We start from the raw sequence: 19,479 nt of genomic DNA, 5'->3' as shown, positions 1-19,479 counted from the left end.
CCTCGGAACGGCCCTCCTCGGAACGGCCCTCCTCGGAACGGCCCTCCTCGGAACGGCCCTCCTCGGAACGGCCCTCACCCGGGCGGCCCGCGCCCCCGGTCATCGGCATCCTCGACCGCCCCGCAGCTCGGGACCCGTCGGCGGGATCAGGTCGCCAGCGGGTCGAGGACCATGGGCTCGATCTTGCCGTCGAGCATCGCGCCGAGCCCGAGCACCGAGCAGACGTCGGGCCGCTCGGCGATGCTGACCGGCATCCCCGTGGCGTCGCGCAGCATCTCGTCCAGCCCCGGCAGGAGGGCGCTGCCGCCCACCATCATGATCCCGCGGTCCGCGAGGTCGGCGACCAGGTCCGGCGGGCAGTCGCGCAGTACCTTGCCCACGCCGTCGAGCACCGCGGTGAGCGGCGTGTGGATGGCCTGCCGGACGGCGGCTGTGTCGACCTGCACCGAGCGGGCCAGGCCGGTGGCCACATCACGGCCGTGGATCTCGGTGAGGGCGGGGCCGGTCAGCGTGAGTCCGTTGCCGTGCAGGGCCAGTTGCAGCGGACGCACGGACTGGCTCGGCAGCATCAGCTCGTGGTGCTGGCGCAGGTGCTGGATCACCGCGTTGTCGATCGCGTTGCCGCCCACCGGGATGCGTACGGCGGTGACGATGGCTCCCAGCGAGAGCACCGCGATCTGCGTGGTGGCCGCCCCACAGACCATGATCATGGTCGCGGTCGGCTGCTCCACCGGAAGCCCGCAGCCGACGGCCGCCGCGATCAGCGTGTCCACCAGCTCGACCCGCCGCGCCCCGAGCCCGACCAGCGTCTCCACCGTCGCGCGCTGGGCCAGCGGGTCGGCCTCGTGCGGGGTGCAGGCGGCGGCGCGCAGCCGGGGTTTGCGCCGCAGTTGGCGGCGGAGTTTGTCGCCGAGCAGATGGCGCAGCATCCGCTGGGCCATCTCGATGTCCACGACGGTCCCGCCGGACACCGGGCGGGCGACCCGGATGTACGCGGGGGTGCGGCCGGTCATCTGCTCGGCGAGCGCGCCGACGGCGATGAGCGAGCCGGTACGGGTGTTGACGGCGGCGACGCTCGGCTCGTCCACGACGAGTCCGAGCCCTTTGACGTACACACGGGTCCTCGCGGCCCCGAGATCGACGGCTACATGGCAACGGCGCAACTGCTCAAGGCTGACGGTCACGGCAGGCTCTCCCGAGAGCGCGGATGGGGGCACCGGCGGCAGCCGGCCTCTCCTGGCATCGTCGCGTTCCCGGCTGCGTCCCGCGCGCTGGGATGAGCCGTCGGGGGCGCTGTCCGGGTGCTGTCGGGGTGCTGTCGGGGTGCCGCGCTCCGGCCGGTCCCTGCCCGCCCCCGTCAGCCCCTGTCGTTCCCCCGGCGCAGCCAGGTCCGGGCGACCTCCGCGACCCAGGCGGCTGCGGCGTCGGGAGCGGGCGGGGGTGTGCCGACGACGACGAGCTCCGTGACGCCCGCCCGGGCGAGCGCGGGGAGGTGTTCCGGGGTGCCGTCGCTCAACGCCACGGCGACCGTGAGTTCGTCGACGGCGCGATGGTGGCGGGCGCACGCGTCGGCGAGCACGGCCATGCGCCCCGGCACGTCGGCCGCCGGAACGTTGAAGCCGTACCAGCCGTCGCCGCATCCGGCCGCCCGGCGCAGGGCCGCGTCGCTGTTGCCGCCGACCACGACCGGGAGCCGGCCTCCGCGCACCGGCTTCGGGTTGACCCGGATCGCGTCGAAGCGGGTGAACTCCCCCGTGAACGAGGCCGGGTCCTCGGCCCAGAGGACGCGCATCGCCGTCAGGTACTCCTCCATGCGCCTGCCGCGCGCGGCGAAGGGGACGCCGAGCGCTGCGTACTCCTCGGCCGACCATCCGGCCCCGACACCGAGGCTGAACCGTCCGGCGGAGAGCACGTCGAGTGTCGCGGCCTGTTTGGCGACCACCACCGGATGGTGCTCAGGAAGCAGGAGTACGCCGGTGGCCAGGCCGATCCGGCTGGTGACCGCCGCCGCGAAGGCCAGGGCGAGCAGCGGGTCCAGCCAGTCCGTGGCCGGGGGCACGGCGATCCGCCCGTCCGCCGAGTAGGGGTAGCGGGACGTCGACGCGTCGACGAGCACCACATGCTCACCGCACCAGAGCCGGGCGAAGCCATGCGCCTCCGCTGCCGTGGCGACCGAGCGGATCACTTCGGGACGAGCGCCGTCACCGATGCCGAGCGCGTGCAGCCCCACTCGCATGCTCCACCTCCTGGTGGCGGAGTCATCCGCCGGTTCCGCGCATCGTCCCGCTCGCCCCGTGCTGTCTTCCTACCAGCGGGCGGCGCGGGCGGCACGGCAGGGGGCGGCGCGGACGGCTCAGGCCGGCAGGAGGCGCTGGAACAGGCCCCAGGTGAACTCGGCCACGCGCTCGCGCCCGTCGGCCGGGTCGGTGACCGCCAGCGCCCACCGGGTCGGCGCGCTGCCCTCCATCGGCCGTGCGGGCGGGAAGGCGCGGGCCACTTCGTCGACCGTGCACGACCAGGGGCGCAGCGCCGCCACGGAGTCCGGCTCCGGACCCGGCGCCCCCGGAGCCCTTACCAGCCACTCGTTCCACACCGCGCCGCCGGGCCCGGCCATCACCTCGAACCGGAGATCCGGCCAGAGCGGCACCGGCCACAGCAGCGCCTCGCAGGTCAGGTCGCCGACGCGGCGCTCCAGGGTCAGCTCCGGATCGCCGAGCACCGAACGGTAGCGGCGCAGCGATCCGCGTCCCCGGGGCGCGCGCACCATGGCCTGCCAGCGGCGATTGGCCTCGCGCATGTCGGCGAGGGAGGCGCCGAGCTCCTGCCGGGCCTCCTCGACCAGTCCGGGCTGGTGGTCGGCCATCCGGCGGAGCAGGACGAGCTGGAACTGGAGCGGTCCGAAGGGGGCGGGAGCGGTCATGCCTCCCATCCTCCCGCGCCTCCCCATCCTCCCGCGCCTCCCAGACCCCCCGCGCCTCCCCGACATCCCGCTCCACCGCGCGCCCGCCGGGATCGCGGTGGACGGCCTCGGAGGAGCAGAGGGGCAGAGAACCAGAGAGCCGGGGAACCAGAGAGCCGGGGCACCAGAGGGGCAGAGAACCAGAGGGTCAGGGAACCAGGGGATCAGAGGGCGTCCTCGCCCAGCATCCGGCGCAGCAGGTCCCGCAGCGCCCTGCGCTCGTCGTCGGAGAGGCCCGCCAGCGGCTCCCGCGCGAAGTCCAGCGCGTCCCGCAGCTCCCGGGCGGTGCGCACGCCCAGCTCCGTCGCGGCGGCGAGCTTCACGCGCCGGTCGGCCGGGTCCGGCCTGCGCTCGACCAGGCCGCGGGCCTCCAGCCGGTCGACGATCCCGGTGATGTTCGACGGCTCGCACTTCAGCTTCCGAGCGATCCGGCGCATGGGCAGCGGCTCCATCGCGAGCAGCCCGAGGAGCCGCGCCTGCGCCCCGGTGAGGGAGTGCTGCGCGGCGGCCCGGTCGTACTCCTCGTGGTAGCGCGCCACGACGGTGCCGATGAGGTCGACGACCTCAAGGGTCAGAGGGTCTGTACGGGTGGCCATGCCCACCAGCGTACCCAGTTGCTTGACAACATGAAATATTCAGGCGCATGGTTGTTTCAGGTAGTGAAGCTTTTCTGATGAGCGTCTCTGATGAACGCCTTCCCCGGGAAGCCTCTCCGCCCTCAGCCCACCCGTAGGACATTGAGGAGAACCCGAGCCCATGTCTGCTGCACTTCCCACGTCCAGCCGCGAATGGCACCTGGTAGCCCGTCCGCACGGCTGGCCCGTCGCCGACGACTTCGCGCTGCGTGAGGCCGCGGTCGCCGCTCCGGCCGAAGGCCGCGTCCTCGTCCGCAACACGCACTTCTCGGTCGACCCGTACATGCGCGGCCGGATGAACGACGTGAAGTCGTACACGCCGCCCTTCCAGCTCGACCACCCGATGGACGGCGGCGCGGTCGGCGAGGTCATCGCGTCGAACGCCGAGGGCTTCGCCGTGGGCGACCACGTCCTGCACGGCCTCGGCTGGCGCGAGATCGCCGACGTCCCCGCGCGGCACGCGGTGAAGGTCGACCCCGACCTCGCCCCGCTCTCCGCCTACCTCGGCGTGCTCGGCATGACCGGACTCACCGCATACGCGGGCCTGTTCGAGGTCGCCTCCTTCAAGGAGGGCGACGCGGTCTTCGTCTCCGGCGCGGCCGGGGCCGTCGGCAGCCAGGTCGGTCAGCTGGCGAAGCTCAAGGGGGCCTCCCGGGTCATCGGCTCCGCCGGCTCCGACGAGAAGGTCAAGCTCCTGGTCGAGGAGTACGGTTTCGACGCCGCGTTCAACTACAGGAACGGGCCCGTCCGCGACCAGCTCAAGGAGGCCGCGCCCGACGGCATCGACGTCTACTTCGACAACGTCGGCGGCGAGCACCTGGAAGCCGCGATCTCCTCGCTCAACGTGCACGGCCGCGCGACCATCTGCGGCATGATCGCCCAGTACAACGCGACCGAGCCCACCCCGGGCCCGAACAACATGGCGCTCATCATCGGCAAGCGGCTGCGCCTGACGGGCATGCTCGTCAACGACCACGCCGACCTCCAGCCGCAGTTCGTCCGGGAAATCGCCGGCTGGCTGGCCTCCGGTGAGCTGAAGTACCGCGAGACGGTCGTCGAGGGCATCGAGAACGGCTTCGACGCCTTCCTCGGCCTGCTGCGCGGCGAGAACACCGGCAAGATGATCGTCTCCCTCGCCTGACGGGAGCCCGCCCGGAGTCCGGTGTCCGGAGCCCGGGCCGCCCGGACTCCGGGCCGCCCGGAATCCCGTCGGACCCGCGACCGTTCACGACCGTTCACGACCGTCCACGACCGTTCACGAGCACCCGCCAAGGGCTGTCCCGTAGGCTCGTCCCCAGGCTGCCGCGGTCGTGGGCGCGAGTCGCGGCGCACCAACAGGAGGAATCCTCACTCATGACCATCCAGAAGATCGACGTCCTCTACACCGCCGTCGCCACCGCGGAGAACGGCCGCGACGGCCGCGTCTCCTCGGACGACGGCCGGCTCGACGTCGTCGTCAACCCGCCGAAGTCCATGGGCGGCACCGGCGCCGGCACCAACCCGGAGCAGCTGTTCGCGGCCGGCTACAGCGCCTGCTTCCAGGGCGCCCTCGGCGTCGTCGCGCGCCAGGAGAAGGCCGACATCTCGGGCTCGACCGTCACCGCCTCGGTCGGCATCGGCAAGACGGAGGCCGGCGGCTTCGGTCTGGAGGTCGCGATCAGCGCCTCCATCCCGAACGTCGACGCCGCCACCGCCCAGTCGCTCATCGAGAAGGCCCACCAGGTCTGCCCGTACTCGAACGCGACCCGCGGCAACATCAAGGTCGAGCTGTCGGTCGTCTGACCGACACACCGGAACGACCACCCGACGCGACGAGCCCGACGCGGCAAGCCCGACGCGGCGAGCCCGACCGGCACGCCCGACCCGACCCGCCGGACCCGAGGGCCGCACCCCCGTCACGGGGTGCGGTCCTCACCGCTTTCCGTACGCCAGTACGCTGACGCCCATGAGCGATCTCGGGGCGGGCTTCGGCTACTTGGTGAAGGGGCAGCGCTGGGCTGCCCGGCACGGACGGTGGTTCGGGTTCGGGCTGCTGCCCGGACTCATCACCCTCGTCGTGTACGCGGGCGCCCTGGTCGGACTCGGCTACGGGGCCGACGACCTCGTCGCGTGGGCCACGCCGTTCGCCGACGACTGGTCCTCGCCCTGGCTCGGCCTGCTGCGCACCACGCTGACCGCGCTCGTCTTCGTCTTCGGCCTGTTCCTCGCGGTCATCACCTTCACCGCGGTCACGCTCCTGGTCGGCCAGCCGTTCTACGAGTCGCTCTCCGAGGAGGTCGACCGCAGCGAGGGCGGCGACGTCCCGGAATCCGGTCTGCCGCTCTGGCGCGAACTGTGGATCTCCGCCCGCGACTCCGTGCGCATCCTGCTGCGCGTCGCCCTGTACGGAATCGTCCTCTTCGCCCTCGGCTTCATCCCGGTCGTCGGCCAGACGGTCGTCCCGGCGCTCGGCTTCTGCGTCTCGGGCTACTTCCTGGCCGAGGAACTGACCGCCGTAGCCCTCCAGCGCCGGGGCATGGTCCTCAAGGACCGGCTCGTCCTGCTGCGCGGCCGGCGCATGATGGTGCTCGGCTTCGGCGTCCCGCTGACCCTGGCCTTCCTGGTCCCGTTCGTCGCGGTCTTCCTGATGCCGGGAGCCGTCGCCGGAGCCACCCTGCTCGCCCGCGACCTGGTCGAACCGTCCGGCGGCCTCCGCCCCGGCGACGCCGGCAGCGGCGAGACCCCGGCCCTCGGCGGCGTCCCGGCCGTCTGACCCGGCCCGGGACGCCCGCGAGGCCCCGACGCAGCCCGACAACTCCGCCGACGTCCCACCCCCTCCGCCCCCGGGCACGCCGGGGCGCCCCGGCGTCAGCGCACCGAGAACGCGAACTCGGTGGACGAGGCGAACTCCTCGCCGGGCCGGAGCACCGTGCTCGGGAACTCCGGCCGGTTCGGCGAGTCCGGGAAGTGCTGGGTCTCCAGCGCGATCCCGGCGCACGGTCCGAACGGCCGCCCGTCGAAGTGGTCGGCCGTGTAGAGCTGGAGCCCCGGTTCCGACGTCCGCACCGTCAGCACCCGCCCCGAACCGGCGTCGTACAGCTCCGCCGCCACGCCGTCCCCGGCCTCGTCCAGGACGAAGTTGTGGTCGTACCCCGCGCCGACCGCCCGCATCCGCCGGAAGTCGAACCGGCTCCCGGCCACCGGCATCAGCTCGCCCGTCGGCACCGACTCCGCGTCCACCGGAGTGATGTGCCCGGCCGCGATCCGCAACTGCTGCCCCAGCGCGCTGCCGCTGTCCGCGCCCGCCAGGTTCCAGTAGGTGTGGTTCGTCGGGTTGAGCACGGTCGGCGCGTCGGTCGTCGCCCGGTAGGCGATGCGCAGCGCCCCGCCCGCCTCCACGGTGTACGTCACCGAGAAGTCCAGCCGCCCGGGGAAGCCCTCCTCGCCGTCCTCGGACACCAGCGTCATCCGCACCCCGTCCCGGACCGCCGCCGCCCGCCACATCCGCTTGTCGAAGCCCCGCGAACCCCCGTGGATGTGGTTGCGGCCCTCGTTGCGCGTGAGGCGGTGGGCGCGTCCGTCCAGCTCGAACGCCGCACCCGCGATCCGGTTCGCGTACCGACCGACCAGCGCGCCGAAATACGGTGCGGGGAACCGCTCGTAACCCGCCATGTCCGGCAGCCCGAGCGCCACCTGCGCCCGCGTGCCGTCGCGGCCGGGCGTCTCCACGGACTGCACGATCGCGCCCCGGTCCAGCACGCGCACCCGCGTGCCGTCCCGCTCCAGCGTCCACCGGCGCACCGCGGAGCCGTCCGCGAGCGTGCCGAATTCGTCCGTGTGCGTCACTGTGCGCGAACCCGCGGTCATGGTGGGGGACCTTACGCCGGGGGCTCCTGGGCCGTGACGTTGCGGTAGGCGATCTCCGCCAGCCGGGCCTGCCCGTCGCGGCCCGGATGGAACCAGTCCCACTGGCTGAGCTGCGCCCCGGTGAACCGGTAGTCGAAGACCGCGCCCCCGTCGTACCGGCAGCGCCGGTCCTTCGCGCAGACGTCCCGCAGCACCTCGTTGTAGGCCACCACCCGGTCCTGCACCGCGTCCCGGCGCGCAACGGCGGCGGGCCCCAGGTTGTCCGCGTCGGCCAGCATCGACCGGCAGATGCCCAGATCCCAGATCTTCTTGCCCAGCTCGTTGACCCGGCCCGTCGACCAGAGCCGCTTGAGGTCCGGCACGCTCGACACGTACACCTGCGCCTTCGGCGCCCCGGCCCGCAGCCGGCGCACCGACGCCTCGAAGGAGGCCCGGAAGTCCGCCACCGGGGTCATCAGCCGCACCGAGTTCCGGCAGGCGTCGTTGGCGCCGATCATCACCGTCACCAGCTCCGGACGCTGCTCGGCCGCCAGCGCCATCTGCTCCGGCAACTGGGCCATCCGGGCTCCCGACACGGCGTGGTTCCAGCTCCGCTCGGCCGCCTTCGACGCGCCGAGCAGCCGCACCGCCAGACTGCGCACGCCCCGGTCCGACCCGGTGGCCCAGGACACCTCCGGGCAGTCCGTCAGCACCGAGCAGGCGTCGAAGCCCCGGGTGATCGAGTCCCCGACGGCCGCGACCGACCCCGGACGCGGGTCCCAGTCGGACGTCCGCGAGGGTGAGGGCGAGGCGGTCGACGTGTCGCGGGACACGCCGTCACCGCCACATCCGGCCAGCACGGCGACTCCTGCGCACAACAGCGCCGCCGACCCGGCGGCGGCCTTCCGCGTCCGACGGCGTGTCGTCCCCTCCGGCATGCGTGGATCCCTCCGGTCGCCTCTGGTCTATGCCCCTGGCCATGCCCCAGGCAAGCGCCGCATCCCCAGGTCGCGGGCGTGCGCGCCCCGGTGGGTGAAAGCCGGAGAATCATGGGCCCTGGACCGACCGTACGTCACACGGACGGCCCCGGCGCACGGTAGCTTTTCCCCGTCGGAACCAGCGGCACTCCGCGCATCCGCGTACGCGCGGGTGGCTCCGGTACATTACGTCACGTCACATACTGTCCCTTTTCAGGAGATTAACTCCCGATGCTGTTTACTGATGACAACCTCGGGAGTCGGCCGAAAAGAGGCGGTACGGACGCGAGGCCGCTGGGGAAGGCGTACCTCGTCCCACACGGGAGGTTCCGGTGACGACACGTGGAGTCCTGTACGTTCACTCCGCACCGCGCGCGCTGTGCCCGCACGTCGAATGGGCGGTGGGCGGCGTCCTCGGTGTGCGGGTCCAGCTCGACTGGATCAGACAGCCGGCCGCCCCCGGCACCTGGCGGTGCGAGTTCTCCTGGCAGGGCCGCGCCGGCACCGCCTCGCAGCTCGCCTCGGCCCTGCGCGGCTGGGACCTGCTGCGCTTCGAGGTGACCGCCGAGCCCTGCCCCACCGCCGAGGGCGAGCGCTACAGCTCCACCCCCGGCCTGGGCATCTTCCACGCCGTCACCGGACTGCACGGGGACATCCTGATCCCCGAGGACCGGCTGCGGGCCGCCCTCGCCCGCTCGGTGCGCGGCGAGAGCGACCTGGAGGCGGAGATCGCCTCGCTCCTGGGCAAGCCCTGGGACGACGAGCTGGAGTCCTTCCGCTACGCGGGCGAGGGCGCCCCGGTCCGCTGGCTCCACCAGGTGGTCTGAACACCCCGGGCCCGCCTCAAGCCCCTCGCGGCGAGGCATGTCAAGCCTCTTTGGCGATTGAGGAGCGGGGCCCGGGGCAGCGCCCCGGCACACACGGAAGCCCGCCTCCCGAATATCGCGGGAGGCGGGCTTCGTCACGTACAAGCGGCCGGACTACGCACAGGCGGCCGAACGGCCGACCGTCACACGGACCGGAACGCCAGCACCACGTTGTGGCCGCCGAACCCGAACGAGTTGTTGATCGCCGCGATCGGCCCCTCGGGCAGCGCCCGCGGCTCACCGCGCACGACGTCCGCGTCGACCGCCTCGTCGAGGTCGTCGATGTTGATCGTCGGCGGAGCCGTGCGGTGGTACAGCGCGAGGACCGTGGCGACGGTCTCGATGCCGCCCGCGCCGCCGAGCAGGTGGCCCGTCATCGACTTGGTCGCGGAGATCGCGACATGGTCCAGGTCGTCGCCCAGGACCTTGCGCAGCGCCTTGATCTCCGCGATGTCGCCCTGCGGGGTCGAGGTGGCGTGCGCGTTCAGGTGGACGACCTCGGACGGCTTGAGGTCGCTGGAGTCCAGCAGGTTCTGCATCGCGGCGGCGATCCCGCGCCCGCTGGGCTCGGGCTGCGCGATGTGGTGGGCGTCGGCCGACAGGCCCTGGCCCAGCACCTCGCAGTAGACCCGGGCGCCCCGTGCGGCGGCGTGCTCCGCGGACTCCAGGATGACGACGCCCGCGCCCTCGCCGAGGACGAACCCGTCCCGGCCCGTGTCGTACGGGCGCGACGCCTTCTCGGGCTCGTCGTTGCTCTTGGACATCGCCATCATGTTGGCGAACGCGGCGATCGGCAGCGGGTGGATCGCGGCCTCGGTGCCGCCCGCGACGACCACGTCGGCACGGCCGGTGCGGATCATCTCGACGGCGTACCCGATGGCCTCGGCGCCCGAGGCGCAGGCGGAGACCGGCGTGTGGACACCGGCCTGGGCGTTGACCTCCAGGCCGACGTTGGCCGCCGGGCCGTTGGGCATGAGCATGGGAACGGTGTGCGGGGAGACGCGGCGTACGCCCTTCTCCTTCAGCACGTCGTACTGGTCGAGCAGGGTGATCACGCCGCCGATGCCGGAGGCGATGACCGAGCCCAGCCGCTCGGGGCGGATGTTCCCGTCCTCGCCGGCCTTGGCGGTGAAGCCCGCGTCCGCCCACGCCTCGCGGGCCGCGATCAGCGCGAACTGAGCCGAGCGGTCCAGCTTGCGGGCCAGCGGGCGCGGCAGGACGTCGCCCGGGTCGACGGCCGCGAGGGCGGCGATCCGGACGGGCAGTTCGGCGAAGCGCTCGCCTTCGAGAGGCTTGACGCCGGACCGGCCGGCCATCAGACCTTCCCAGGTCGATGCGGAGTCGCCACCCAGCGGAGTGGTTGCGCCGATACCGGTGACGACCACGGTGCGATTGGTCGAGTTCACTGGAAGATCTTCTCCACGTGTAGAGGGTCGTGAATCAGCGGCGCCACCGCCGGGTGGCGACACAGCCGGGCTGGGATCAGCCCTGGTGCTTCAGGATGTAGGTGGCGGCGTCGCCGACCGTCTTGAGGTTCTTGACGTCCTCGTCGGGGATCTTGACGTCGAAGCGCTCCTCGGCGGCGACGACGACCTCGACCATGGACAGCGAGTCGACGTCCAGGTCGTCGGTGAAGGACTTGTCCAGCTGGACGTCCTCGACCGGGATACCGGCGATCTCGTTGACGATCTCGGCAAGACCGGTGACGATCTCTTCCTGCGTGGCGGCCATCTTGGCGCTCCTTCGGTGGGTTTTCTTCGGTGTTTCGTGCGTACGGACCGGAAGGTCCGGTGTGCCTAGGGGAGGGTAACGACAGTCGCGGCGTAGACGAGACCCGCCCCGAAGCCGATGACGAGCGCGGTGTCGCCGCTCTTCGCCTGACCGGTCGCCAGAAGCCGCTCCATGGCGAGCGGGATCGAGGCGGCGGACGTGTTGCCGGTGGTCTCCACGTCACGCGCGACCGTGACGTGCTCCGGCAGCTTCAGGGTCTTCACCATCGAGTCGATGATCCGCATGTTGGCCTGGTGCGGGATGAAGACGTCCAGGTCTTCCGGGGCGATCCCGGCCGCGTCCAGCGCCTGCTGGGCGACCTTCGCCATCTCGAAGACGGCCCAGCGGAAGACCGCCTGGCCCTCCTGCGTGATGGCCGGGAACTTCGCGGGACGGTCCGCGTGGAACTCGTCCCAGGCCACCGTCTGCTTGATCGTCTCGGACTTGTCGCCCTCCGAGCCCCAGACGGTCGGGCCGATGGCCGGTTCCTTCGACGGGCCGACGACGACCGCGCCCGCGCCGTCCCCGAACAGGAAGGCCGTCGCGCGGTCCTCCAGGTCGGTCAGGTCGCTGAGCCGTTCCACGCCGATCACCAGCACATACTCGGCCGAGCCCTCGACGATCATGCCCTTGGCCAGGGTCAGGCCGTAGCCGAAGCCCGCGCAGCCGGCCGAGATGTCGAAGGCGGCGGGCTTGCCCGCGCCGATCTTGTGGGCGATCTCGGTCGCCACGGCCGGGGTCTGCTTGAAGTGCGAGACCGTCGAGACGATGACCGCGCCGATCTGCTCGGGCGTGATCCCGGCGTCGGCGATCGCCTTGCCGGACGCCTCGATCGACATCGCGGCGACGGTCTCCGCGTCGGAGGCCCAGTGGCGGGTGGCGATGCCGGAGCGGGAGCGGATCCACTCGTCGGAGGAGTCGATCGTTTCGAGGATCACCTCGTTCGGCACGATCCGGGTCGGGCGGTAGCCGCCGACTCCGATGATCCGTGCGTACGGGGCGCCCTTGCTGGGCTTGATCTTCGACATGCTCTCGGGCTCCTTAGGCGCCGGCGTGCTCGGAGAGGAGCGCGCGGGCGGCGTCGAGGTCGTCGGGGGTCTTGAGCGCGAGGGTGGTGACGCCGGGCAGTGCCCGCTTGGCGAGCCCGGTGAGCGTGCCGCCGGGGCTCAGCTCGATCAGCGCCGTGACGCCGAGCGCCTGGAACCTCTCCATGCACAGGTCCCAGCGGACCGGATTGGCGACCTGCCCGACCAGCCGGGCGACGACCTCGGTGCCGGTGGCGACGGTGTGGCCGTCGGCGTTGGACACGTACGTCACGGCCGGGTCGGCGACCGTGAGGTCCCCGACGGCCGCGCGCAGCTTCTCCACGGCCGGGGCCATGTGGTGCGTGTGGAACGCCCCGGCCACCTTCAGCGCGACCACCCGGCGTACGCCCTCGGGCTTGTCGGCCTCCAGGGCGGCGAGCTGCGCCGCCGTGCCCGCGGCGACGATCTGGCCGCCGCCGTTGACGTTCGCCGGGGTGAGCCCCAGCTTCTCCAGGTGCGGGACCGTCACCTCGGGGTCGCCGCCGAGCAGCGCCGCCATGCCGGTCTCGGTGACCGCGGCGGCCTCGGCCATGCCCAGCCCCCGGGTGCGTACGAAGCGGAGCGCGGCCTCGTCGTCGATGACGCCGGCCAGGGCGGCGGCGGTGATCTCACCGACGCTGTGGCCCGCGACGACGGACGGCGAGGCGTCCAGCGCGGCGGCCGAGAGGAGACCGGCGGCGACGAGCAGCGGCTGGGCCACGGCCGTGTCGCGGATCTCGTCCGCGTCGGCCTTCGTGCCGTAGTGGGCGAGGTCCAGCCCGATCGCGTCCGACCAGGCGGCGACGCGGTCGGCCGCACCGGGGAGGTCGAGCCAGGGAGTCAGGAAGCCGGGCGTCTGAGCGCCTTGGCCGGGAGCGACGAGTACGAGCACCCTCACACTCTCTCTTGTGGACGGCTCCGAACGCCCGTGGGGACAGGGACGAAGAACCGCCAGGGTAATTGTCGGGGTTCGACAAAAGTCTAGGACTGCGTATCCGCTGCCGCCAAGCGCCCCAGGATGAGGGCGATCCGCAGCGTGAACGCCGAACGCACATCGGAGGGTGACCACCCGGTGACGTCGGTCACACGTCGTAGCCGGTAGCGCACGGTGTTGGGGTGGACGAAGAGCATGCGGGCCGCGCCTTCGAGGCTGCTCGCCTGCTCCAGATAGACGCTCAGGGTTTCCAGAAGTGCCGAGCCGGCTTCCTCCAGCGGTCTGTAGATCTCCTCCACCAATTGGTCCCGCGCGGCCGGGTCTCCGGCCATCGCGCGTTCCGGAAGGAGATCGTCCGCCAGGACGGGCCTCGGAGCGTCCTGCCACGCCGAGCACGCCTTCAGTCCGGCCGCCGCCGCCTGCGCGGACCGGGTGGCGGCGAGCAGGTCCGGCACCACGGGCCCGGCGACCACCGGACCGGCCGCGTAAGGGCCGATCAGGCCCTTGGCGACCTGGAGCGGGTTGTCGCTGCCGCCCGCGATCACGACCAGCCGGTTGCCCAGGACGCCGGTCAGGACCTGGAGTTTGGCGTGCCGGGCGGCGCGCCGGATCGCCTCCACCGTCAGCTCGCTGTCGCCGTCGGGCGCGGTGCCGAGGATGACGCAGACGTGTTCGGGCGAGCTCCAGCCGAGCGCGGCGGCCCGGGAGACCGCGCCCTCGTCGGCCTCGCCGGAGAGCACCGCGTTTACCACCAGCGACTCCAGCCGGGCGTCCCACGCGCCCCGCGCCTCGGCGGCCTGGGCGTACACCTGGGCGGTGGCGAAGGCGATCTCCCGCGCGTAGACGAGCAGCGCCTCCCGCAGCACCGACTCGTCGCCCGGCGCGGCCACCTCCTCGATCGCGGTCTCCATGACCTCGATCGTGGTCCGCACCATCTCCACGGTCTGCCGCAGTGTGATGGCCCGGGTCAGCTCGCGCGGCGCGGTGCCGAACACGTCGGTGGAGATCGCCTGCGGAGCCTCGGGGTGCCGGAACCACTCCGTGAACGCGGCGATGCCGGCCTGGGCGACCAGTCCGATCCAGGACCGGTTCTCCGGTGGCATCGCCCGGTACCACGGCAGCGATTCGTCCATGCGGGCGATCGCGTTCGCGGCCAGTCTGCCGGAGGACTGCTCCAGCCGTTTCAGGGTCGCGGCATGCAGGTGGGCGGCGTGGGCGTCGGGATGCTCAGGATCGGGTCGGGGCACGAGGACAAGATTGCCCTATCGGGGCGGTGGTTCGGCGGGCCGGGGCGAGCGTGCCTCGTACCGGTGAGTAGGAGAGCGTACGCACGGTTCGGAGACCCCGGAAGCCACCGGTCCGCACTACCGTGGCGGAGTGATTTCCGTACACCGGTCCGAGAGCCGCTACCGGGGCGGCGACGACGCGTCCGGCATCGCCACCCGGCACGCCTTCTCGTTCGGACGCTTCTACGACCCCGACAACCTCCGCTTCGGCCCGGTCCTCGCCTGCAACGAGGAACGCCTGGCCCCGGGCGCGGGCTTCGACGAACACCCGCACAGCCACACGGAGATCGTCACCTGGGTGGTGGAGGGCGAGCTGACGCACCGCGACTCCGCCGGCCACTCCACGCTCGTACGGGCCGGGGACCTGGCGCACCTCAGCTCGGCCGCCGGAGTCCGCCACGTCGAACGCAACGACGGTGCGGGCCCGTTGACGTTCCTCCAGATGTGGCTGGCCCCACGGGAGCCGGGCGGCGAACCGTCGTACGCCGTCGTGCGCGGCATCGCCGACTCCACTCCGTACGCGCTGCCCGCCGCCGGGGCCGTGCTCCGGGTGCACCGGCTGGGCACGGGGGAGCGGGCCGCACTGCCGGACGCGCCACGCCTCTACTTGCACGTGGTGCGGGGCCGCGTCGGCCTGGGCGAACGGCGCCTGGGACCGGGCGACGCGGCACGGGTCGCCGGGGCGGTCGGGCTGGAGGCGGTCGGCCTGGAGGAGGCCGCGCCGGCCCCGGAGCCCTCGGGGACCCCGGCGGCCCCGGCGGAACTGCTGGTGTGGGAGCTGGCCGACTGAGGGTGCGCCAGGAGGTGTGTCCTGCGCCCGGCCCCCTCCTGTGGTGACTAGTTTCGGTGCATGCCTCCGCTGTCACCCTTCTACGTCCTGCGCAAGCTGCTGAGCAACGAGCGGTGGCAGCGGCTCCACGTGAAAGCCTCCGCCTGGGCCGTCGTCGGCGTGGTGGTGGTCCTGGTGCTCGGCTCCTGGGCCATCGTCCCGTTCGAGTCGACGGCTCCCCGCGCCACCATCACGTCGTTCCCGCTGGCCCTGTGGTGGTCCGTCGAGACCGCCACCACCGTCGGTTACGGGGACCTGTATCCGGTCACCGCGCCCGGCCGCGTGATCGCGGTCGTCGTGATGCTCGTCGGGATCTCGGTCTTCAGCATCGTGACCGCCTCGCTCGCCACCTGGTTCGTGGGCAGCGCCGCACGCCGCGCCCGCGCGGTGGCACGCACCCTGGAACACGTGGAGCGCGAGGGCGAGGCGAACGCGGCCCGGGAACTGCGGGCCCTGCACACCCGCTTCGACCGGCTGGAACAACTGATCGCCCGGGACACCGGCCCCGGCCCCGGTCCCGCCGACCGGGGCTGACCTCGGACGACCCTCAGCGCAGCCCGTCCACGAACGCCTGCCAGGCGCGGGCCCCGACGACGACGGCGGGCCCGCCCGGGTCCTTGCTGTCGCGGACGGGCACGGAACCGCAGGAGCTGTCGGCCACCTCGACGCACTCACCGCCGTTGGTGCCGCTGTACGAGGACGTACGCCAGGCCGCGCCGCCGCTGACGGTGCATTCGACGCAGTCGCCGCCGGAAGGGCCGCTGTAGCTGGACTTACGCCACTGCGCGTTCTTCAGATCAGGGCCGATTTCCATAACGTTCCTCCATCACGCGGGCGATCAGAGCCGCCGAATCGTCCATGGAGAGGGCGGCGGCCTGGAGGTGAGCGTATCGGAGTGATGCCTCCCTGACAGTGTCCGGACTGGCCGTCATATGGCCGGAGATGACGTCCTCGGTGTAGACGATGTCCGGGTCCTCATCGAAACGGAGCAAGTTGAACGTGCCATCCACGCTGGGGTGTTCACCAGCCGCGAAGGGCAGCACCTGAATCCGCATCCAGCGGTGCGTGGCGCACTCCAACAGCCTGCGGAGTTGGGCGCGCATCACGTCGGGGCCGCCGATCGGCCGGTGCAGCACGGCCTCGTCCAGGATCGCCCAGGCCAGCGGCGGCCTCGCGCGCTCCAGGATGCGCTGGCGCTCCATCCGGGCGGCCAGCAGGCCGTCCAGATCGTCGGGCATGCCGGTTGCCAGCACCGCCCGCGCGTAGTCGTCCGTCTGAAGCAGCCCGTACACCAACTGCGCCTGGTACGTGGAAATGTACGCGGCCTTCGCCTCCATGTCGGCGTACGGCTGGAACCAGGTCGGCAGTTGGCTGCGGAGCACCAGGCCGACCAGGCGCGAGAACATCCCGTCGGTGCCGAGCGCCGCGTCCACGCGCTCCGAGAAGTCGCGGGTGGGGACCTTCTTCGTCGTCTCGATCTGGCCGACCAGGGAGCCCGTGCAGAAGATGATGTCGCCCAACTGGCCCTGTTTCAGGCCGTGGGCCTCGCGCTGGCGGCGCAGCTCCCAGCCGTAGTAGTCGAGCGGGGAAGCGTCGGGGTCGAGGGTCTGGATGTTGGCCACGGCGGACCTCCGGTGGTTCAACGCCTCGCGGCGTTCGGTTCCGTACGTAGCCGAGCGTAGCCAAGTGATCGCACGCTGGTGACATGAATCACGTGATCGTTCCCCGGCCCGACCCCGGAGAGCCCGTCTACCGCGCCGACTTCGCCATGGGCGAGCACTCGGCCCGGCATCTGCGCCGCGTTCTGCGGCTGTACCTGAGCGCCTGGGAGCTGCTGGCCGTCGCCGACGCGGCGGAACTGGCGCTCACCGAGCTGATCGCCAACGTCGTACGCCATGTGCCCGGTCGGCGCTGTCAGACGCTCATCTTCCGGCTGCCGCACGGCGAGGGCGTGCGGGTGGAGGTGGCGGACAGCAGTCCGCGCGTGCCTCTCGCGATCGAGGGCGACCCGCTCGACGAAGGAGGCCGGGGGCTGGTCCTGGTCGCCGCCGTCACCGACAAGTGGGGCGTGGAGATGCGGTGGGACGGGAGCGGCAAGACGGTGTGGTTCGAGTGCATGGTCGCCCGGCCCGGCCGGCCCCGCAGGAGAGGGCCCGGTTCGCTGGCTCCCTGAGGGCCGTGACGGAAATCCTCCAGGCAGTCCGGCCCCGCTTCGGGGGAAACGCTCGAAGCGGGGCCGGAACGGCTCGCCAGGGAGGGGCTACGGGCAGGGGTTACGGGCAGCCCTTACTCCTCGTCGTCCGAATCCATCACGAACGAGCCTTCGTCGGGAGTGTCCCGCCGCTTGAACTCGTACTCCCGCTCCGGCTCACCACCACCACGGTTGGCGGCGCCGTTGCCGAGTTTGCCGATGCGGTCCCGCGCATGCTGGATCTGTCCGGGCACCGCCCCGGTGGTCTCCTTGTGCGCGTTCGCGAGACCGTAGTTGCTGCTGAACTCCTCATAGTCGGCCAGGGGAGCCTCCTGGCCGACTCCGATGAACTCGACGGCCTTCTCCGAGATGTCGCGCAAGCCCCACGCGACTCGCGACTGGAAGTCCTCGGGGCAGGAGACGACCAGTTCCCGGCCCATTCCTTGCCGCCCTTGATGTGGGACCACGCACTACCCTTGGCGGCGATCGTCACCGTGCCCTGTCCCCAGACCACGGCTTCCGCCTCGGTGATTTCGCATTCCGCGGGCCAGGGCCCGACCAGGAAGGCGTTGTCGGGGGTGTAGTAGACGGTGAAGGGGACGTTCCCGTTCGCGGGGGTGGCTTTGAGGGCGGCCTGCGAACTGGCTGCGAACGCCTCGACGTAGTTGGTCACCCCGTGCGGGAAATGGGTGAACGCCAGGTTGGTGGTGGCCTCCTTGAGGAAGTCGCTGCCCCATTCCCGCGACTCGTTCAGGACGACGCAGTACAGGTCTCTTCACGGGTATTGGCTGTGCAGGAAGTCGAGCACCGCGGTCCACCCTTCCTGGTACCGCTCGGGTCTGCGTGCGGCGGCCAGGAAACACCACTCAAAATTGTGGATGAAGTTCATGACGACGTTCGGGATCTCCTGCTCGATCTCGGCGTCTTCGTGAGTGATGTCGTCCACGGTGACGCGTCGCGGGAACTCGTGACGCGTCGTTTCTATGGCCTGCTCCGCCGCGTGGAAGAGAAGTTCGGCTATCTGGGACGGCTGGTCCATGCGATTCTCCTGCTTTTCGGAATACCAGGGCGCGGCAGCCTAGGCGGTGATTGCGGGAGAAGTCGCAGGACCTCCGGGCTCCCGAGAGGGCAGCACTTCTGCTCCTTCGGGAGTCCCGTGTGCGCCCTGATCCACGACCAGGCAGGTGGGGCGGGGTCTCACTGAGCTTCTTCGAGTTGGCCACCGATCGGGTGATCGGCCGTGAAGGGCAACGGACGAGGCCCCCGAGCTGCTGATCGACATTTCTGACGTCTCCATCACGTTGCTCGGCGGCCTCGTTGGTCGTCCACCCCTGCCGCACTCGACCTGCCGCATGCGCTCATGGAGTGGGTCACCATGCTGATGGTCACGCGTGAGGGCGACCGGCGATCCCGACCTCGTCCTGCTTGACGGCGCTGGCAGGGCTGAAGAAGCTCGCTCCCACCACCAACGTCTCGAATCAAGCGCTATATATCACCATATCCCCCTCGAGATACCAAGATTTTATCTCTTTCGTCTTGAGTATCTGCGCAGGAGAATGCGACCGTTTCATGATTACGAACTCGGGCAGGGCGCGCAGACGGTAATATTCAGCTTCATTTTCTTCCCTCATCATCCTGGATCGATAAATGAACTTTCCACGCTTCACTGCGACACTTTCTTTGCCCCAAATCGTAACGTAAGGCCGCACGCTCGTGATGTAACCCATAGAACGATCTTGCTCCGAGAATGCTTCATACTTCTTGATCTTCATTCGATATTCGATAATCGTCTGTCGATCAATCCCTTCGTCTGTGAAGTTACGGATTACGGGAGTTCTCGAATAGAAGTCTTTCTTGCGGGAGAATCGTGCCCGCTCCTCGTCTGCCGCGTCGAACGCTGCCTTCTTTTTCGCATTTTTCCATGTCTGGTATTTGGTGCTGATTTTGCGTGCTGCTTCGGGTGCTTTCCTGGCGCCGATGGCGGCTCCGGTGAGGCCTCCGGCGAGGGCGGCGATGTCGAAGCCGGTGCGGACGTCGTCGGGCATGAAGCCCTCTCCGGTGGCGTGGGCGACGATCTGGTCGTAGGCGGAGGCGGTGGTGGCGATGCCGGCGGCGAGGGCGACGGCGACGGGGATGGTCATGG

The 19,479-nt window shown here is 71.1% G+C and carries 23 protein-coding genes; 7 read left to right on the top strand and 16 right to left on the bottom strand.

All coding sequences use genetic code 11. The features are described 5' to 3' along the window. Positions 1 to 146: 146 nt before the first annotated feature. The 4 genes from EES43_RS08150 to EES43_RS08135 form a co-directional block, all read right to left on the bottom strand. Complete coding sequence (locus EES43_RS08150; protein WP_124268109.1) at positions 147 to 1,184, bottom strand: rod shape-determining protein; 1,038 nt, start codon at positions 1,182 to 1,184, stop codon at positions 147 to 149. A 173-nt stretch (positions 1,185 to 1,357) separates the two neighbouring features. After that, positions 1,358 to 2,236: an LLM class F420-dependent oxidoreductase gene (locus tag EES43_RS08145; RefSeq protein ID WP_124268108.1), complete on the bottom strand. Its 879-nt coding sequence runs from the start codon at positions 2,234 to 2,236 to the stop codon at positions 1,358 to 1,360. Positions 2,237 to 2,353: 117 nt separating this feature from the next. Beyond that, entirely contained in the window at positions 2,354 to 2,920 is a 567-nt protein-coding gene (locus EES43_RS08140; protein WP_206430006.1) for a hypothetical protein, read from the bottom strand. 203 nt (positions 2,921 to 3,123) lie between these two features. Continuing rightward, entirely contained in the window at positions 3,124 to 3,555 is a 432-nt protein-coding gene (locus EES43_RS08135) for a MarR family winged helix-turn-helix transcriptional regulator (protein ID WP_124268106.1), read from the bottom strand. A 160-nt stretch (positions 3,556 to 3,715) separates the two neighbouring features. On the opposite strand from EES43_RS08135, the gene EES43_RS08130 reads away from it, so the two are divergent. The 3 genes from EES43_RS08130 (at position 3,716) to EES43_RS08120 (ending at position 6,346) form a co-directional block, all read left to right on the top strand. After that, positions 3,716 to 4,735: an NADP-dependent oxidoreductase gene (locus tag EES43_RS08130; protein ID WP_124268105.1), complete on the top strand. Its 1,020-nt coding sequence runs from the start codon at positions 3,716 to 3,718 to the stop codon at positions 4,733 to 4,735. A 212-nt stretch (positions 4,736 to 4,947) separates the two neighbouring features. Then, positions 4,948 to 5,376 carry an organic hydroperoxide resistance protein gene (locus EES43_RS08125; RefSeq protein WP_124268104.1) on the top strand — a complete coding sequence of 143 codons (429 nt, stop codon included), beginning with the start codon at positions 4,948 to 4,950 and terminating at the stop codon, positions 5,374 to 5,376. A 163-nt stretch (positions 5,377 to 5,539) separates the two neighbouring features. After that, a complete protein-coding gene (locus tag EES43_RS08120) occupies positions 5,540 to 6,346 on the top strand; it encodes an EI24 domain-containing protein (RefSeq protein WP_124268103.1) in 807 nt (268 codons plus the stop codon). Positions 6,347 to 6,441: 95 nt separating this feature from the next. Here EES43_RS08120 and EES43_RS08115 read toward each other — a convergent pair whose 3' ends face one another. After that, a complete protein-coding gene (locus tag EES43_RS08115; protein ID WP_124268102.1) occupies positions 6,442 to 7,440 on the bottom strand; it encodes an aldose epimerase family protein in 999 nt (332 codons plus the stop codon). 11 nt (positions 7,441 to 7,451) lie between these two features. Further along, a complete protein-coding gene (locus EES43_RS08110) occupies positions 7,452 to 8,357 on the bottom strand; it encodes an SGNH/GDSL hydrolase family protein (protein ID WP_124268101.1) in 906 nt (301 codons plus the stop codon). A gap of 371 nt (positions 8,358 to 8,728) precedes the next feature. Between EES43_RS08110 and EES43_RS08105 the strand changes: the two genes are divergently transcribed. Next, complete coding sequence (locus EES43_RS08105; RefSeq protein WP_124268100.1) at positions 8,729 to 9,223, top strand: DUF3145 domain-containing protein; 495 nt, start codon at positions 8,729 to 8,731, stop codon at positions 9,221 to 9,223. Between the two features lie 182 nt (positions 9,224 to 9,405). On the opposite strand, the gene fabF is transcribed toward EES43_RS08105, so the two are convergent. From fabF to EES43_RS08080, 5 genes are all read right to left on the bottom strand, one after another. Then, a complete protein-coding gene (fabF, locus tag EES43_RS08100; protein ID WP_124268099.1) occupies positions 9,406 to 10,668 on the bottom strand; it encodes a beta-ketoacyl-ACP synthase II in 1,263 nt (420 codons plus the stop codon). Between the two features lie 76 nt (positions 10,669 to 10,744). Next, a complete protein-coding gene (locus EES43_RS08095) occupies positions 10,745 to 10,993 on the bottom strand; it encodes an acyl carrier protein (RefSeq protein WP_124268098.1) in 249 nt (82 codons plus the stop codon). A 65-nt stretch (positions 10,994 to 11,058) separates the two neighbouring features. Further along, positions 11,059 to 12,060 (bottom strand): ketoacyl-ACP synthase III, encoded by a 1,002-nt coding sequence (locus EES43_RS08090; RefSeq protein WP_124268097.1) that lies wholly within the window; start codon positions 12,058 to 12,060, stop codon positions 11,059 to 11,061. 13 nt (positions 12,061 to 12,073) lie between these two features. After that, positions 12,074 to 12,988, bottom strand: a complete 915-nt coding sequence (locus EES43_RS08085; RefSeq protein ID WP_124268096.1) for an ACP S-malonyltransferase — start codon at positions 12,986 to 12,988, stop codon at positions 12,074 to 12,076. A gap of 89 nt (positions 12,989 to 13,077) precedes the next feature. Further along, a complete protein-coding gene (locus tag EES43_RS08080) occupies positions 13,078 to 14,277 on the bottom strand; it encodes a PucR family transcriptional regulator (protein ID WP_124268095.1) in 1,200 nt (399 codons plus the stop codon). Between the two features lie 130 nt (positions 14,278 to 14,407). On the opposite strand from EES43_RS08080, the gene EES43_RS08075 reads away from it, so the two are divergent. Both EES43_RS08075 and EES43_RS08070 read left to right on the top strand, forming a co-directional pair. After that, a complete protein-coding gene (locus EES43_RS08075) occupies positions 14,408 to 15,106 on the top strand; it encodes a pirin family protein (protein WP_124268094.1) in 699 nt (232 codons plus the stop codon). Between the two features lie 60 nt (positions 15,107 to 15,166). After that, positions 15,167 to 15,679, top strand: a complete 513-nt coding sequence (locus tag EES43_RS08070) for a potassium channel family protein (RefSeq protein WP_124268093.1) — start codon at positions 15,167 to 15,169, stop codon at positions 15,677 to 15,679. A 13-nt stretch (positions 15,680 to 15,692) separates the two neighbouring features. On the opposite strand, the gene EES43_RS08065 is transcribed toward EES43_RS08070, so the two are convergent. After that, positions 15,693 to 15,959 (bottom strand): DUF397 domain-containing protein, encoded by a 267-nt coding sequence (locus tag EES43_RS08065; protein WP_124268092.1) that lies wholly within the window; start codon positions 15,957 to 15,959, stop codon positions 15,693 to 15,695. After that, positions 15,943 to 16,767, bottom strand: coding sequence for a helix-turn-helix domain-containing protein (locus EES43_RS08060; protein WP_124268091.1), 825 nt, complete (start codon positions 16,765 to 16,767; stop codon positions 15,943 to 15,945). Before EES43_RS08060 ends, EES43_RS08065 begins: the two co-directional genes overlap by 17 nt. 83 nt (positions 16,768 to 16,850) lie before the next feature. Between EES43_RS08060 and EES43_RS08055 the strand changes: the two genes are divergently transcribed. Then, the gene (locus tag EES43_RS08055) at positions 16,851 to 17,318 is read left to right on the top strand and encodes an ATP-binding protein (protein WP_124268090.1); all 468 of its coding nucleotides are present in this window, start codon (positions 16,851 to 16,853) and stop codon (positions 17,316 to 17,318) included. Positions 17,319 to 17,431: 113 nt separating this feature from the next. On the opposite strand, the gene EES43_RS08050 is transcribed toward EES43_RS08055, so the two are convergent. The 3 genes from EES43_RS08050 to EES43_RS08040 form a co-directional block, all read right to left on the bottom strand. Beyond that, positions 17,432 to 17,776, bottom strand: a complete 345-nt coding sequence (locus EES43_RS08050) for a hypothetical protein (protein ID WP_124268089.1) — start codon at positions 17,774 to 17,776, stop codon at positions 17,432 to 17,434. 335 nt (positions 17,777 to 18,111) lie between these two features. After that, the gene (locus tag EES43_RS08045; protein WP_124268088.1) at positions 18,112 to 18,375 is read right to left on the bottom strand and encodes a hypothetical protein; all 264 of its coding nucleotides are present in this window, start codon (positions 18,373 to 18,375) and stop codon (positions 18,112 to 18,114) included. Positions 18,376 to 18,814: 439 nt separating this feature from the next. Continuing rightward, on the bottom strand, positions 18,815 to 19,479 hold a 665-nt coding region (locus tag EES43_RS08040), incomplete at its 5' end, for a hypothetical protein (RefSeq protein WP_124268087.1).

The organism is Streptomyces sp. ADI96-02 (genome assembly GCF_003846185.1).
Taxonomy (GTDB): domain Bacteria; phylum Actinomycetota; class Actinomycetes; order Streptomycetales; family Streptomycetaceae; genus Streptomyces.
This window is presented reverse-complemented; position numbering and strand designations above follow the sequence as displayed.